General features: G+C 65.7%; 10 protein-coding genes and 1 pseudogene. 5 read left to right on the top strand and 6 right to left on the bottom strand.

The features are described 5' to 3' along the window. Positions 1–96: 96 nt before the first annotated feature. Positions 97–1,194: a hypothetical protein gene (locus FJU31_RS06020; RefSeq protein WP_246161229.1), complete on the bottom strand. Its 1,098-nt coding sequence runs from the start codon at positions 1,192–1,194 to the stop codon at positions 97–99. Positions 1,195–1,283: 89 nt separating this feature from the next. Further along, positions 1,284–1,430, bottom strand: a complete 147-nt coding sequence (locus tag FJU31_RS06015; RefSeq protein WP_425473633.1) for a DUF2256 domain-containing protein — start codon at positions 1,428–1,430, stop codon at positions 1,284–1,286. A gap of 42 nt (positions 1,431–1,472) precedes the next feature. On the opposite strand from FJU31_RS06015, the gene FJU31_RS06010 reads away from it, so the two are divergent. From FJU31_RS06010 to FJU31_RS05990, 5 genes are all read left to right on the top strand, one after another. Then, entirely contained in the window at positions 1,473–3,131 is a 1,659-nt protein-coding gene (locus FJU31_RS06010; RefSeq protein WP_150453933.1) for a cryptochrome/photolyase family protein, read from the top strand. Between the two features lie 95 nt (positions 3,132–3,226). Further along, positions 3,227–3,991: an EAL domain-containing protein gene (locus FJU31_RS06005; protein ID WP_150453932.1), complete on the top strand. Its 765-nt coding sequence runs from the start codon at positions 3,227–3,229 to the stop codon at positions 3,989–3,991. Between the two features lie 136 nt (positions 3,992–4,127). Continuing rightward, a complete protein-coding gene (locus tag FJU31_RS06000; RefSeq protein ID WP_150453931.1) occupies positions 4,128–5,378 on the top strand; it encodes a DUF2254 domain-containing protein in 1,251 nt (416 codons plus the stop codon). Between the two features lie 108 nt (positions 5,379–5,486). Next, positions 5,487–6,722 carry an MFS transporter gene (locus FJU31_RS05995; RefSeq protein ID WP_223176402.1) on the top strand — a complete coding sequence of 412 codons (1,236 nt, stop codon included), beginning with the start codon at positions 5,487–5,489 and terminating at the stop codon, positions 6,720–6,722. Between the two features lie 35 nt (positions 6,723–6,757). Continuing rightward, positions 6,758–7,984 carry an arsenic transporter gene (locus tag FJU31_RS05990; protein ID WP_246161227.1) on the top strand — a complete coding sequence of 409 codons (1,227 nt, stop codon included), beginning with the start codon at positions 6,758–6,760 and terminating at the stop codon, positions 7,982–7,984. A gap of 11 nt (positions 7,985–7,995) precedes the next feature. Here FJU31_RS05990 and FJU31_RS05985 read toward each other — a convergent pair whose 3' ends face one another. The 4 genes and pseudogenes from FJU31_RS05985 to FJU31_RS05970 form a co-directional block, all read right to left on the bottom strand. Beyond that, positions 7,996–8,418 (bottom strand): hypothetical protein, encoded by a 423-nt coding sequence (locus FJU31_RS05985; protein WP_150453929.1) that lies wholly within the window; start codon positions 8,416–8,418, stop codon positions 7,996–7,998. Positions 8,419–8,475: 57 nt separating this feature from the next. Then, complete coding sequence (locus FJU31_RS05980) at positions 8,476–9,279, bottom strand: SDR family NAD(P)-dependent oxidoreductase (protein WP_150453928.1); 804 nt, start codon at positions 9,277–9,279, stop codon at positions 8,476–8,478. Positions 9,280–9,329: 50 nt separating this feature from the next. Then, positions 9,330–10,862: pseudogene (locus FJU31_RS05975) on the bottom strand (GMC family oxidoreductase); the annotation flags it as partial. Continuing rightward, positions 10,856–12,199 (bottom strand): alpha/beta fold hydrolase, encoded by a 1,344-nt coding sequence (locus FJU31_RS05970; protein ID WP_150454005.1) that lies wholly within the window; start codon positions 12,197–12,199, stop codon positions 10,856–10,858. The gene FJU31_RS05970 and the pseudogene FJU31_RS05975, both read right to left, overlap by 7 nt. Positions 12,200–12,314: the final 115 nt, after the last annotated feature.

The raw sequence follows: 12,314 nt of genomic DNA, 5'->3' as shown, positions 1-12,314 counted from the left end.
GTTAAGGACGGTTAGATGGCATTGTTGCATCTATTGATGACAGCGGAACCGGACGCCAGTCGAGCAAGCTCGACTCTACGGGGGAGATGGGTTTCGTCAGAAATAGAAGCCGATGTTTACGTTCAGGCGGGAATGCCATCGCGAGGGGCCGCCATCGTTGATGCCGATGCCATCGCCGCCGGCGAACCACATGTTGCGACCGGCGATCCAGTCCACATAGGTGGTCATGATGCCCTTCTGCAGGCTGCAGCCGGTGACGTTCTGCCAGGAATCGCGCACGCCAGCACTATGCCCCACCGGGCGCGTCATGCTGAGGTTGTTGTAGCAGGTCAGGTCATCGAGCCTGCCCTTTCGCGTGAACGAGTAGGCCACATTCGCACTGGGCACATCGGCCTGCGCTGCAATCTCGAACGGCGCTTCGAATGCCGACATCGCAATGCGCTCGCCGGGAATGTCATAGCGATAACGCGCCCACTGCAGCTGCATCGTCCAGCCATCGCGCTTCCACTGGGCGTGCACGGCTGCACCCTGGTGGCCGTGATGGCGGCGCGTCTGCGTGTTCTGCACCTTGCCTGCAAAGGCTGACGCGCCCAGCAGCAGATCGCCGCCTGCCCAGCTGCGCGTCTGCTCTACCCGTGCATGCAGCCGCTGCCGCTCGCGATACGGCAGTGCGTCGGTCTGCGCCACATCGAACGAATAGCGGTCGTAGCGGGCGCCGGTGCCATATTCATCGCCGGAGAACCAGCCAACATGCCAGGTGGTGTCGCCGCGGGTGTGGGCCAGCACCAACCCGGGATCGTAGTCATCCTCGATACCCAGGTAATAGCCTGAGCCGAACCAGAAGCTTTGCGAGACGGTAGGCAACAGCCCGAACGGCACCTGCTGGATGCCGGCCTTCAGCTGGGTCTGCCCGGAGAACTGCCAGCCAGCATAGGCATGGTGCACGGCATGGAAGCCGTCATACCAGCGGTACTGGGCGGAGAATGACAAGGGACCGACCCCGGCATCGAGGTCTGCACGCAGCAGTTCTAATTGGAGCCGACTGGTGGGCGCGTAATCCAACCAGCCATAGTTGAACCGCACGGCACCGCCGGGCTCGAAATAAGGTGCTGCATCCGGGCCGCGTTCTGATGCGCTGGCCTGAAGTGCGGCACCCGCCAGCACCGTGGCGGTAATAAAGGAAAGGACTCTCACGATGGCGCCACCTGCCTCCCTGTTCTGCGGGGAAAGCGCGCTATTCTGCTGTCTTCGCGATGAAGGCCGCGTCTGACGCCGAGGTTCGGCTAGGCGCCCGGCCGCCCACGCTGGTCACGGCAACGGTCCGAGCAGTAACGCACGTGCTCCCAATCGCGCGCCCATTTGCGGCGCCATGCGAATGGGCGTCCGCAGGTCGCGCAGATCTTCTGCGGCAGGTCTGACCGCTTCTTCATCTTTGCCATAGTCCCTCGCGTACGCGGTGAGGGCGGAATCGGATGCATCCAGTGCGGCCTGCGCCGCGTAGACGTTCAGGTAGTCCCGATCCCTTCCGCCCTGAACGCTATGCCTCTGCCCTCGCCTTCGCTGCTGACGCCACGTATCTCGCCCGGGAGCGCCCTGTGACCTGCCTGCGCCTGGTCCTGGGCGACCAGCTCAATCCTGGCCATCCGTGGTTTGCCGAGCGGTCGGATGAAGTGGTGTATGTACTGATGGAGATCCGCCAGGAGACGGATTATGTGATGCATCACGCACAGAAAATCCTGGCCATCTTCGCTGCAATGCGCCGCTTTGCCGAGCAGTTGCGTGAGGCCGGGCACCAGGTCTGCTACCTGGCCATCGATGACCCTGTAAACCGGCAATCATTACCCGCCAATCTGAGCGAGCTGCTGCACCAGCATGGGGCCAGCGAGCTGGAATACCAGGCGCCGGACGAATGGCGACTGGACCAGCAACTGCGCGATTACGCGGCGCAGCAGGCCCTCGCAGTGCGCTGCGTGGACAGTGACCACTTCCTGACCACGCGCGACGAAGTGGCACAGTTCTTCGGCAATCGAGGTAGCGAGCGCTGGACGATGGAGGTGTTCTACCGCTACATGCGGCAGCGCCATGGCGTGCTGCTCGCACCCGATGGCGCGCCGTTGGGCGGTCGCTGGAACTTCGATGCGGAGAACCGCAAGCCGTGGCCGGGCGATCCACCTGAACCGCCGGACCTGCGGCCCACCCACGATCACAGCGCGCTGTGGCAGACGATCCGCGATGCCGGCGTGGCCAGCTTTGGCGATCCCAATGCGCATGCTCTGCGTTGGCCGCTCGACCGGGCCGAGGCACTGCAGCAGCTCGACGCGTTCGTCGAACATGGCCTGCCGCATTTTGGCGATTACCAGGATGCGGTCAGTGCGCAGGCGTCGCGCCTGTTCCATTCGCTGCTGTCGTTTGCCTTGAACGTGAAGATGCTCTCGCCGCGGGAGGTGATTGCCCGGGTGGAACTGGCGGGGCGCGAAGGCCGTGCGCCCCTCGCCTCGGTGGAGGGTTACATCCGCCAGATCCTGGGGTGGCGCGAGTATGTCCGTGGCGTGTACTGGGCACAGATGCCGGGCTACGAGCACAACAATACCTTCGGCCACACCCGTCCGCTGCCGGAATGGTTCTGGACCGGCAACACGCGCATGGCGTGCGTGCGCGCTGCGATCGGCCGCTCGCTGGCCAATGCCCACGCCCACCATATAGAACGCCTGATGGTGATCGGTAATTTTGCCCTGCTGGCCGGGCTGGACCCGCACGCGCTGCACCAGTGGTATCTGGGCATCTACATTGACGCGTTCGAGTGGGTGGAGCTGCCCAATACGGTGGGCATGAGCCAGTTCGCCGATGGTGGCCTGCTGGCGACCAAGCCCTATATCTCCGCCGCCGCCTACCTGCACCGTATGGGTGACCATTGTGGCCGATGCCCGTATCGCCAGGACCAGCCCACCGGGCCAAAGGCCTGTCCATTCAATGCGTTGTACTGGAATTTCCTGGCCCGGAATGCGGATCAGCTGGGCGGCAACCCGCGCCTGGAGATGCCCTACCGGCAGCTGGCGCGGATGCCCGCCAGCAAGCGCGATGCGATTACCCAGCAGTCCGAGGCACTGTTGCGCAATCTGGATGCGCTGTAGCCTGCAATGAAGCATTCAGCGCTACAGCGCATCTGCACTCCGCCTTGCCACAGCCGCCAGTAGGCTGACGGCTCCTGCCGTATGAGGTGGCACGCATGCCCTCCCCCGACCGACCTGCCGGATGTGCCCTCTGCCGGGATGCAGCGCCGCTGCCATTTGAGTTCAGTTACGCATTCCAGCCGATCGTGGACATCCGTCCACGCAGGATCTTCGCGCACGAGGCGCTGGTGCGTGGCCCGGCAGGCGAGTCTGCCCATTCGGTGCTGTCACAGGTGGTTGCAGATAACCAGTACTCGTTCGACCAGGCCTGCAGGGAAAAGGCGATACGGATAGCGGCCTCGCTGGAGATGCAATCCCATCTGTCGATCAACTTCCTGCCGAACGCCATCTATCGGCCGGAGGTGTGCATCCGCTCCACGCTGGAGGCCGCTCGCCGCCACGGCTTCCCGATCGAGCGCATCATCTTCGAGACCGTGGAGGGCGAGGAAATCAACGATGGCAAATGGCTGGCGGAAATCCTGACGGAGTACAAGCGCATCGGCTTCAAAACCGCGATTGATGACTTTGGCGCCGGTTTTGCCGGGCTCAACCTGCTGGCCGATTTCCAGCCGGATATCGTCAAGCTGGATATGGCCCTGGTGCGCGGTATCGACCAGAGCCTTCCGCGCCGGGCCATCGTGGCCGGCGTGGTGGGCATGTGCGGTGAGCTTGGCATCAATGTCATCGCCGAGGGCATCGAGACCGGCGAAGAGGCACGCTGCCTGTCCGATCTGGGTATCCGGCTGATGCAGGGGTATTGGTTTGGGCGGCCCCTGTTTGAAGGCATCACCTCGGAGGCCGGGGTTCCATGGCCCGGCTGAGGGGGCTTTGCGGGGCATGGCTGCGTGGCGGCGTTTTCGCTGTGCGGTTTTCTGCTGTCGGTTGGCTCATCCAGGCGTGGCGTGGATCTACTGCGTATTCTTCACCGGAGAATGGCCGATCTGCGGAGCCTGCACGATGCTGACCCGATGGAAACTTTACCTGAGCCGGGTGACGCGACGGATGTGGTTCCGCTCCACACTCTATGGTGCGATGGGCGTGGCCACTGCTCTGGCTGGCGCGTTCCTGAAGTTTCTCATCCCGGCCGGACTGGCCACACGCATCGGCGCTGACTCGGTCGGCAACATCCTTGGCATTCTGGCCGCATCCATGCTGACGGTCACGACGTTTTCGCTGTCCACCATGGTTTCGGCCTACGGTTCGGCCTCCAACAGTGCGACGCCCCGGGCTGCACGCCTGCTGATCGAGGACAGCCGGGCGCAGGGTGCGCTGGCGACCTTCATCGGCGCGTTCCTGTTCTCCATCGTCGGGCTGATCGCGCTGAGCACAGGCCTGTATGGGGACAGCGGCCGGCTGGTGCTCTTTGGTGCGACGGTAGGCGTCATAGTGATCATCACCATCACGCTGCTGCGTGCCATCGAGCAGTTCTCGCGGTTCGGCCGACTGGGAGAGACCATCGATCTGGTCGAACGTGCCACGGAGGCGGGCATGAAGCGCCGTGCGGCCGACCCGCTGCTGGGCGGCGCGCCGTGCCGGCCCGTGGCGGTCGGCGCATTGCCAATGACGGACGAGCGTATCGCCTATGTCGAGCACATCGACATGGCGCGGCTGGAGGACCTGGCTTTGGAGCATCGGCTGCGCATCCACCTGCACTGCCAGATCGGCACCTTCGCCACCCCCGCTCGCCCGGTGATGGAAGTGGAGGGCGTGGTCAGTGACCAGACGCGCTGCCAGCTGCTGGCCGCGTTGAGCTGCAGCGACGCGCGGGCCATCGACAACGATCCGCGTTATGGCCTGGTCATTCTTTCGGAGGTGGGGCAGCGAGCGATGTCCGCCTCCATCAACGATCCCGGTACCTGCATCGATGTGATCGGCACCTGCGTGCGGCTGCTGCACCGCTGGGCCGAGCTGCGCCAGGATGCTGCCAATGCTGAGGTGCGATACCCGCACGTACACGTCGCACCCTTGCAGGCCAGTGATCTCTTCGACGATGTCTTCACCCCCATCGCACGCGACGCGGCGGGCTCGCTGGAGGTCAACATCCGGCTGCAGAAGGGCTTTGCCGCGCTGCTGCAGGCGCCCGATCCGGCCATCGCCCGGGAGGCACGCAGGCATGCACAGTGGGCACTGGCCCGTGCGCTGGAGCGGCTGACCTTCGAGCCCGACCGTGAGGCGCTGCTGGCCTCAGCGGTGGTTCCTCAGCCTTGAACAACCTCAGCTGACGGTCCGGGCCGCGCGACATCGCCATCACGCTCCATCGCGCATAACACCGCAGCCGGAATCAGCCGGCTCCCTTGATGCCGTGGCCGCGCCGACGTGACAACTGCCGTTACGCACTCTCCTGTAAACAGGCGCGCCGAGCGCGGCCTGGATGGCCTGAATTTCTTCCTGGCAGATGTGCGCGATGGGCTGGGGCCTTACCTGGCCATCTATCTGCTGTCGGTACACCACTGGCAGCCGGCCAGCATCGGTGCGGTCATGACGGTGTCGGCGATCATCGGGCTGATGACCCAGACACCTGCCGGGGCCTTGATGGACCGCCTCCACGCCAAGCGGATGACCTTGGCCATCGCTGCCGTCCTGGTGACCGCTACGTGCCTGCTGCTGCCGTGGACGAAGGGCTTTGCGGTGGTAGCGTCCACCCAGGCGTTGAGTGCCGTGGCGGCCTCGGTGATTGCGCCGGCCATTGCGGCCATTTCGCTGGGCGTCAGCGGGCCGCGCGCGTTTGCGCGGCGCATGGGGCGAAACGAGACCTTCAACCATGCCGGCAACGTCGTGGCGGCCCTGCTGGCCGGTGGCTTGGCTTACCTGTGGGGACCGACGGTGGTGTTCTACCTGATGGCGGTGATGACACTGGCAAGCGTGGCCGCCACGGCTGCGATTCCGGGCGTGGCCATCGACGATGCGCGGGCGCGTGGCCTGGTTGACGAGCCAAGGCAGGCGCACGCTCCCTCACCCGCGCGGCTGCTGTTGCGCGATCGTCGGTTGTTGCTGCTGGCCGCGTGCAGCTGCTTGTTCCACCTCGCCAACGCGGCGATGCTGCCGCTGGTCGGGCAGAAACTGGCGCTGAGCAGCCCTGCCCTTGCGACCACGCTGACTGCCGGGTGCATCGTGGCCGCGCAGCTGGTGATGATTCCGCTGGCGTGGCTGGTGGGCGCGCGGGCGGACCGGTGGGGGCGCCGGCCGCTGCTGCTGGCGGGTTTTCTGATCCTGCCGATCCGTGCCGCGCTCTACCCTCTGTCCGATGCCCCGGCCTGGCTGTTGAGCGTGCAGCTGCTGGATGGCGTGGGCGCGGGTATCTTCGGTGCGCTGATCCCGATCATGGTGAGGGACCTGAGCGAAGGGACCGGGCGCTTCAATGTCACCTTGGGCGCGGTCACAACGGTGTTCGGGGTGGGCGGTGCGCTCAGTCCCGCTCTGGCCGGCTTCATCGTGCAGCGCGCAGGCTATGATGCCGCCTTTCTCGTGCTGGCGGCGATTGCCACGGCGGCAGTGCTGCTGGCGCTGAAGGTGCCTGAGACACGGGATACGCCGGCAATTGAGCACTCATGAGGTTTGGGTAGTACATGCACGTTGAAGCTTCGTCGATGATCATCTGGGCAGCCGTGGCGGCGACCATTGCCGGCCTGTTGTTCCGTCCTTTCCGCATTCCCGAATATGTCTGGGCCGTGGCCGCCGCGCTGCTGCTGCCACTGGCCGGGGCCGTGCCGGTCGCAACCTTCGTGGGCGCGGTGGCCGAGGGCCAGGATGTCTACCTGTTCCTGGTGGGCATGATGCTGCTGGCCGAGCTGGCGCGGCGCGAAGGGGTGTTCGACTGGTTGGCGCTGTATGCGGTCCAGCACGCGGCCGGCTCGGGGCGGCGCCTGTTCGATCTGGTATTCCTGGTCGGCACGGTGGTGACGGTCCTTCTGTCCAACGATGCCACGGCGGTGGTACTCACCCCTGCGGTGTACGCGGCATGCCGGGTCACCAGGGTCACGCCCCTGCCCTATCTGTTTGTCTGCGCCTTCATCGCCAATGCCGCCAGTTTCGTGCTGCCCATTTCCAACCCTGCCAATCTGGTGGTGTTTGGCGCACATATGCCGCCCCTGCTGGAATGGCTGAAGCAGTTCGCGCTGCCTTCGCTGGCCGCCATCGCTGCCACATATGCCGTGCTGAGGCTGCTGTACCGCCGTGAGATTGCCCAGCCGATCTTAGTTTCGCCACAACAGCAGCCGCTGTCCCCTGGAGGCCGCCTGGCAGCAGGGGGAGTGGTGTTCACCGGAACGGTGCTGGTGGTCACCTCCGCACTCAATGGTCGTCTGGGTCTGATGACATTCTGTGCCGGGCTGCTGAGCGTGGCCGTCGTAGCCCTGGCGCAACGGCGCAGCCCCCTGCCGCTGCTGCGCCACGTGTCCTGGAGTGTGCTGCCGCTGGTGGCGGGTCTTTTCGTGCTGGTGGAGGCAGTCGCTCAGACCGGGGTGATCCAGCAGGCGGCGGACGCACTGGAGACCCTGGCGCGCAGCTCGACCAGCCACGCTGGCTGGGTTGCGGGCGTTGCCGCCGCCCTGCTGAGCAACGTGGCCAACAACCTGCCGGTAGGCCTGGCGGCCGGGTCCGTGGCGCAGGCGGCGGATCTGCCCGCGCAGGTGCGGGCCGCATTGCTGGTCGGCGTGGACCTGGGGCCCAACCTGTCCGTGACCGGCTCCCTGGCGACCCTGTTGTGGCTGGTTGCGCTGCGACGTGAGGGCGAGCACGTAGGCGCCCTCGATTTCCTGCGTGTGGGGATCCTGGTGATGCCGCCCGCCTTGATCGGTGCGTTGCTGCTGTTGTGACAGCAGGTGGTTCAGCGCGGCTTCGGCGGCGCAATGGTTACCCACGCATGGCCACCGGCCTGCCGCTGTTCGAGGTAACGCTGTGAGACCCCCATCCCACGCACCATGCGCTCGATCAGGGCAACATCCGCGGCATCGTCGGTACCGGCATACTGCTCAGGGTCACGATTGATCTCCACGCTGACGGCATGCAGTCCGTCGCCCTCTGGCAGGAAGTGAACCCGGGCAATGCAGACGCCGGTCCAGCTGCGGTGCATGTGGAGCGTACTGCCCTCGTAATAGAGGAACCATTTGTCCTCCATTTCCAAGGGCAGGAGCCCATGGCGAACGCAGGCCGACTCCGCAGCATCGAGGTGGAAGTCGAGCTTCAGTGCGATATGGCGGGCAGGGAGCGGCTTGTTTTTCCAGTCGGCAGCGGTGGCGATGGTGGGCATCATGAGCCTTGAGAGGTGCCGGCCAGCGGCCGGCACTACCTGCGCCGGCGATGGGTTTTATCCGGCCAGGGTGAAGACCGAGCCCGAGTCTACGCGGATGTTGGCGCCGTTGATGAAACTGCCGCGTTCGGAGCAAAGAAGAAGGACGGCGGCGGCGACCTCTTCGGGCCGGCCGCGGCGCTTGAGCACCATGCCGGGGCGCTCTTCGTCCAGGAAGGTGCGGATGGCCTCCTCGAACGACATGCCCTTTTCCTTGGCGCGCTTGTGCATCATCGCGTCTGTCATCGGCGTATGGATGAAGGCCGGTGAGACGGTGTTGATCATGATGTTGTCCTTGCCGTACTGCTTTGACAGGCCCTTGGCCAGGCTGAGGACGCCCGCCTTCGAGGCGCAGTACGGCAGCTCGTCGGTATACGGCTGCACGGCATCTTCCGAAGCAAACAACACGATGCGACCCCAGCCCTTGGCGCGCATCGCGGGGATGGCCTGGCGGCACATGCGTACAGCGCCCATCAGGTTGATATCCAGCGTGCGCAGCCAGCCCTCGTCGTCTACATCAAGAAAATCGCCGGTGGCGCCGGTGACGCCCGCCGCGTTGACATAGATGTCCGGGTCACCGAGTTCGCTTCGCACCGAGGCCCAGATGCGCTCCACATCTTCGGCATCGGTGACATCACCGGCAACGGCAATCACTTCGCCCAAGGGCGAGAGTTCCTGCAGGGCCTCATCCAGCGTGCCATCGGGTACGTCGGTGATGGCGACGCGTGCCCCAGCCTGCAGCAGCTCGCGTGCAGTCTGTTTGCCCATGCCCGAATCAGCACCGCTGACCAGCGCAATGCGCCCTTCTATTCCGAGATCCATGATGTGTCCTTTGTTGGAGAGGAAGTAGTGCTGCGCGGTGGCAGCGTCTGCAGGAACCGCTCGGCGGTGCGCAGGCCCAGTGCCATCTGGGTCAGCGCCGGGTTGGCGGCCAGCGCACTGGGGAAGATGGAGTTGTCGCAGATGAAGAGATTGGGGATGTCGAAGCTGCGGCCGTCGGAATCCACCACCGCGGTTTCGGCCGAGTCGCCCATGCGGCAAGTACCCAGGGTGTGGGCCGATCGCGCGGCGGTAAAGATGCCGGTCGCACCTGCGGCTTCCCAGATGCGGGTCAGCGCAGCCTGGGCGTGTGCGTCCAGTGCCGTTTCGTTGCGGCCATAGCTGAAATCAACGCGCGCACGGCGCATGCCAAACGCATCGCGCTCATCACTGAGGGTCAGCTGGTTCCCCTCCTGCGGCAGACACTCGCCATTGATGCCGATGCCGGCCAGGTGACGGTAGGAAGACAGTGCATCCACCAGCGGCTGGCCCCACAGCCCTGCGCCGCGGGCCAGGGTGTTGGCCAGTGTGGCCGGCTGCACGCCCAGGCTCTGCACCAGGTAGCCGCCCGCGAACGAGGCGTCGTGCGGGCGCACGAAATCCTCGGTGATGAGCGAGGACGGATAGCCGCGGTTCATGCACATGTCCGCGTCAAAGAACCCCCACACCTGGGTGGCCACATGGGCCATGAAGTTGCGACCGACCTGGCCACTGCTGTTGGCCAGCCCCAGGTTGAGCAGCAGGCGCGGTGTTTCCACGCCGCCCGCGCACAGAAACGCGGCCGAGCACTTCACCCTGTGCAGGCGATGCTCGCGTTGGTAGACCACTGCGCTGATACGTCCCAGAGCATCACGCTCCAGGTCTACCACCCGGCTTTGGTCGCGGATGACCGCGCCGTGCGCCGTCGCCCAGGGCAGCCAAGAGGTATCCATGCTGGCCTTGGCGCCATTGCTGCAGCCCTGATGGCAGGCGCCACAGTGGTTGCAGGCCTGGCGCACGCCCCAGTGCGCTTGCTGGCGGGCCTGGCTGACCAGCGCCGCGGGCGCATCGGTCGCGATGATGCCCAGCGCGTCGCAACCGCGCTGCATGGCCTGGGCCGAGGCATTGCGCAGCACGGGCGGATAGCCGTACCGACGCGCCGGGTCCCACGGGTAGTGCGCAGGGCCCGAAACGCCGATGAAGGCCTCGACGCGCTGCACGTATGCCAGCAACTCTGCATTCGCGATGGGCCAGTCCGCCCCCTGCCCTGTCAGCGACCGCAGGCGCAGATCGCGCGGATCGGGCCGCGGGCAGAATGCGCCCCAGTGGAGGGTGGAACCGCCTACGCCCTGCCCGGAATTATTGGCGCCGAAGGCGGTTGGGGTCTGGCCGCCACTGAGGCGCTCTTCCATCCAGTAGATGTCCGTCGCCAGTTCGTCGGCCAGATGATCATCCGGCGTGAATGTGCGGCCGGCTTCCAGCACAAGCACCGATACGCCCGCCTCGGCCAGGCGGGCCGCCAGAGGGGCACCGCCGGCGCCGCTACCGATGATGACGGCATCGAACGATTCATCCTTCCCGTCGTTGCGGCCGGTTCGATTCAGCATGGCAGCTGCCATCCGTCGATGACCCCTGCCCCGGTGTGCTCGTAGCCGGGGCTGTGCGCACCCTTGCCACCGACAGCGAAACCGTCATAGCCGACGGAGGCCCACGTCGACGGGAGGCTCATCCAGGTTCTGGCAAACAGCGCCCTCGCATCTTCAAACCAAAGTGCCCACTGCGCAGGGTCAAGCGCGGCGCTTGCGGGCGCGGCGGCGCTCTGCCGTTGCACCTGTTCCAGCAGTGCCTGCTGTGCGGCGGGCGCGAGCGTGCTGAACCCATTGGCAGCGGCATCGAGCTCATCCAACGCCTGCGCCCACGCGTCCGCATCCGTTGGCAGATCGGCAAAGCGCCAACCGTCGCTCTCATGGTTCACCAGAGCGTGGCCGACGCGCAGTGCGAGATCATCGGCATCTGCGCCGGGCACCAGGTGTGCCGCCAAGGCCGTGAGCACGCCCAGACGGCGCGCGGGGAGCGCAGACTCAGAAAGCGGCAGCGGCATGGCGTGTCGCGCCAGCAGCCGGGCCCGCATGCGCGGTGCAACCCGTTCGGCATCCAGCAACTGGATGAATGCCGGCGGCAGTGCGCGTGCAGCCAGTGGCAGTGCCCACGCCGCAATGCGGTGGGCAAGCCACGCGGGTTGCTCGAGGGGAATCAGGTGCGCAGCGTCCGGCACGATGTCGACGGTCGCGTGCACGTAATGCGGCGCGTTCAAGGCACGCTGGGCGGCTTCCCCGAGGTCACCATCCTTTTCGCCCGCCAGTATCAGTGCAGGTACGTGCAGGTGGGCTGCCTCCTCCTGCTTATGCTCGCAACTACCCTGCTTCAGCCAGGCACGCCAGGCGATGGGGTCGGTGCGCAGCACATCGAGGATGGCGGCTTCGCGGGAGCCACCCTGGAGCGGTCGATGCGTGTTGGCGTCGATGAATCCTTCAGCATCGGCGCGGGCGGGAGGGCCTCCGGCAAACCACTCGAGCATCTTCTCGCGGCGTGCTTCCTGCATGGGTTCCGGACACGGTGGTGATGCGGCCACCAGCACCACACCGGCCAGGCCTGCCAGGCCCTGTACCCCGTCGCGGCTGCGGGCGGCAAGCAACGTGGCGATCTTGCCCCCCATGCTGTGGCCAATGGCGAACCAGCAGGTGGGCGAACGCGCGATGACTTCCTGTTGGAACCAGTCCACGAGGGCGTCGATGTCGGTCGCATTGCCTGCGGAGGTGCCGCCGAAGCCAGGCATGTCCAGCGCGACACACTCGAATTGACTGCCGAGGACGCGTTGCACCGCGTCCCACTCCCGATGGCTGGCGCCCAGGCTGTGCAGAAGGAAAAGTGTGGGACGTTGCATGTAGACCTCAGCATGTAGCGGCGCGAGCATGGTCGTCGGCGTGTCCATGGGGCGTGCATGCGGGTGTCAACGCCGCGCAATGATCACGTGGCGTTGAACACTGGCTCACCCCGTT

It is taken from the genome of Stenotrophomonas cyclobalanopsidis, assembly GCF_008710035.1.
GTDB lineage: Bacteria > Pseudomonadota > Gammaproteobacteria > Xanthomonadales > Xanthomonadaceae > Stenotrophomonas > Stenotrophomonas cyclobalanopsidis.
Note: the sequence above shows the minus strand (reverse complement) of the source record. Positions and strands in the feature narration are given on the sequence as shown.

What these genes read in the sequence shown, in the direction of transcription:
- FJU31_RS06000 (WP_150453931.1), top strand. Translation starts at nt 4,128, where the DNA reads ATGCTGACCCGATGGAAACTTTACCTGAGCCGGGTGACGCGACGGATG.
- FJU31_RS06015 (WP_425473633.1), bottom strand. Translation starts at nt 1,430, where the DNA reads ATGAAGAAGCGGTCAGACCTGCCGCAGAAGATCTGCGCGACCTGCGGA.
- FJU31_RS05985 (WP_150453929.1), bottom strand. Translation starts at nt 8,418, where the DNA reads ATGCCCACCATCGCCACCGCTGCCGACTGGAAAAACAAGCCGCTCCCT.
- FJU31_RS05990 (WP_246161227.1), top strand. Translation starts at nt 6,758, where the DNA reads ATGATCATCTGGGCAGCCGTGGCGGCGACCATTGCCGGCCTGTTGTTC.
- FJU31_RS06005 (WP_150453932.1), top strand. Translation starts at nt 3,227, where the DNA reads ATGCCCTCCCCCGACCGACCTGCCGGATGTGCCCTCTGCCGGGATGCA.
- FJU31_RS05980 (WP_150453928.1), bottom strand. Translation starts at nt 9,279, where the DNA reads ATGGATCTCGGAATAGAAGGGCGCATTGCGCTGGTCAGCGGTGCTGAT.
- FJU31_RS05970 (WP_150454005.1), bottom strand. Translation starts at nt 12,199, where the DNA reads ATGCAACGTCCCACACTTTTCCTTCTGCACAGCCTGGGCGCCAGCCAT.
- FJU31_RS06010 (WP_150453933.1), top strand. Translation starts at nt 1,473, where the DNA reads ATGCATCCAGTGCGGCCTGCGCCGCGTAGACGTTCAGGTAGTCCCGAT.